Raw genomic sequence first — 2,995 nt, 5'->3', positions numbered from 1 at the left:
GTGAAGGCAAACCAAGCGGTACGCGCGAGCGAGGCAACCGTCGAACTGCCGTTCTCTGCATGTTTCATGTATGACAATTTCGTCCCAACCCTGACCGCGATTTACAACCCCCGGATGGCTGAATTATCGGATTTAATGGTTAATGGTCGCTTTACTGAAGAACAAATACGGTGAGAGCATGGCAAAAACTCGCGAAGAATCCATCGTTTTGTGACATGGTCAATGGGTTGTTAACAGCATAATTAAGGCGTTTTAACGAATGATTCCATTCTTCGAAAGTCTAAAAAATGCTTCAATGTAGAATGAGCAAGTGCAACCGGATCCGTTGCAAACTGATTTTTAAGGTTTAGCACTTTCGGACCAATTCTCGCGATTCGATCCTTTGCGGATTGTATCCACCCAATGACACGGTGCTGAAATGACTTCTGGAACAGATAGATACACAGGCGCAAGGGCGTTGAAAGCCACTCGGGCGAAAGGCGTCGCCGCGGTAGCGAAAGCCGATCAGGCTGCCCTCGGCATCCTTCCGCAATGGAACCTTGCCGACCTCTACCCCTCCGTCGATAGCAGCGAGCTCAAGGCTGACCTCGTTCGCGCCAACGATCTCGCCGTCAAATTCGAGCAACGCTGGAAGGGCACTCTCACGGCTGAAGCGGCAAAGCCAAATGGCGGTGACTTTGCCGACTCAATCACGGAATTCGAAGCCCTCGAGGAGTTGATCGGCAGGATCGTTTCGTTTGCTGGCCTGGTTTATGCCGGAGACACGTCCGACCCTAAAAATGCCAAGCTCTATGGTGACATCCAGCAGAAGATGACGGATGCGAGCACCCACCTCATCTTCTACGGCCTTGAATTGAATCGCATCGACGATGAAATCCTGAACAAGGCGATGGATGACAATCCTGCCATTGGCCACTATCGCCCATGGCTGACGGATCTGCGCAAGGACAAGCCGTATCAGCTTGATGACAAGCTGGAACAGCTGTTCCATGAAAAGTCGATCACAGGTCGCGGCGCATGGAACCGTCTGTTCGACGAAACCATGACGGCGCTGCGCTTCACGGTGAATGGCGAGGAGATGTCGTTGGAGCCGACCCTGAACCTGCTTCAGGATGCCAACGCCGATCTGCGCAAGGCGGCATTTGACGCGCTAGCTGCAACATTCAAGGACAATCTGCGCATTTTCACACTCATTACCAACACGCTCGCCAAGGACAAGGAGATCTCCGATCGCTGGCGTGGCTTCGAGGATATTGCCGACAGCCGCCACCTTGCGAACCGTGTCGAGCGCGAAGTCGTCGATGCGTTGGCGGCCACCGTACAAGCCGCCTACCCGAAGCTGTCGCATCGCTACTACGCGATGAAGGCAAAATGGCTCGGCCTCGATTATCTCAACAACTGGGATCGCAATGCGCCGCTGCCGGAGACGCCGCAAGCCGTCATTTCATGGAATGATGCGCGTGAAACCGTGCTTTCGGCCTATAGCGGCTTTGCCCCCGAGATGGCCGATATTGCGCGCCGGTTCTTCGACAAGAACTGGATCGACGCACCGACACGGCCGGGCAAATCACCAGGCGCCTTCGCTCATCCGACCGTCCCTTCGGCTCATCCCTATGTACTTCTCAACTATATGGGCAAGCCGCGTGACGTGATGACCCTTGCCCATGAACTTGGGCATGGCGTGCACCAGGTCCTCGCCGGCGACCAAGGCGCCCTGATGGCCTCGACGCCGCTGACGCTTGCCGAGACCGCGTCGGTTTTCGGCGAGATGCTGACGTTCCGTTCGCTCCTCGAGCAGACGCGCGACAAGCGCGAGCGCAAGGCGATGTTGGCGCAGAAGGCCGAAGACATGATCAATACGGTCGTGCGACAGATCGCCTTCTATCAGTTCGAGCGCCGCGTCCACACCGAACGCATGGAGGGCGAGTTGACCTCGGACCGCATCGGCGAGATCTGGCTGGACGTGCAAAAGGAGAGCCTTGGATCGGCGGTCCATTTTGGCCCGGGTTATGAAACCTTCTGGACCTATATTCCGCATTTCATCCATTCGCCGTTCTATGTCTACGCCTATGCATTTGGCGATTGTCTGGTGAATTCGCTCTATGCGGTTTACCAGAACGCGGACGCAGGCTTTCAGCAGAAATATTTCGATATGCTGAAAGCGGGCGGCACCAAGCATCATTCCGAATTGCTGGCGCCATTTGGCCTCGATGCGACGGACCCCGCATTCTGGCAAAAGGGCCTTTCGGTGATCGAAGGCATCATTGACGAACTTGAAGCCATGGACGGCGATTGATGGATGCGGAATATGCGTACCGGTCTCCGGCCCACACCCCTTATGACGGTTCTGCGCAGCCGTTCACCATCGGGTTGCAGCAACTCGACCATAAAGACTGGATCGAAATCGACGATCATCTTCTCGCCTACCTTGCCGAAAAGCAGCGCTTGTTTGCGCGCTACGGCGAGAAGATTTTCGTTGAAGAGGAAGGGACCGACCAGGGCCAGAAGGAGGTTTTCGACCTCCTGACCAGTCACCTGCTCGAGAACTATCCCGCCGAATACGCGCGCAAAGGCGATGCAATCGTCATTTCCGGTCGGGACGAGCCGGTTCCGATCGGCGAGGCTGCAACACCCTTCCTGCACCGCGCGGCCAGCCTCGTACAGGAAGACCTCGTGCTGATGCGCAAGGATCAGCATCGCGGTTGGCACCTCGGTGCAGCTTCGCTATCGTTCCCTTCATCATGGACGCTCCGCGAAAAGTTCGGCCGCTCGATGGACAAAATTCACGCGCCAGTCCCAGATTTCGGTGCGGGGACACGCAACGCGGGCCTTATCGTGCGCATGTTCGACAACCTGCGCCCGGATCGATCCGTCTGGCGCATGAACTGGTCGCTTCAGCCGGATGGCGACCTCTACCACCCGCTCGCAAGTCATGAGAAGGGCGCGCTCTATACTGACGACGATATTGCCGCCCGGAGTTTTGTTCGCGTGGAGC

General features: G+C 56.4%; 2 protein-coding genes. Both read left to right on the top strand.

The window, feature by feature from the left end:
- Positions 1-418: 418 nt before the first annotated feature.
- Positions 419-2,296 (top strand): M3 family oligoendopeptidase, encoded by a 1,878-nt coding sequence (locus tag AAAB35_RS16040; RefSeq protein ID WP_340669293.1) that lies wholly within the window; start codon positions 419-421, stop codon positions 2,294-2,296.
- The coding region (locus tag AAAB35_RS16035; RefSeq protein ID WP_340669292.1) for a DUF3445 domain-containing protein at positions 2,296-2,995 on the top strand (700 nt) is incomplete at its 3' end. The genes AAAB35_RS16040 and AAAB35_RS16035, both read left to right, overlap by 1 nt.

Origin of the sequence: Phyllobacterium sp. (assembly GCF_037994425.1) — a bacterium.
Taxonomy (GTDB): Bacteria; Pseudomonadota; Alphaproteobacteria; order Rhizobiales; family Rhizobiaceae; genus Phyllobacterium.
Note: the sequence above shows the minus strand (reverse complement) of the source record. Positions and strands in the feature narration are given on the sequence as shown.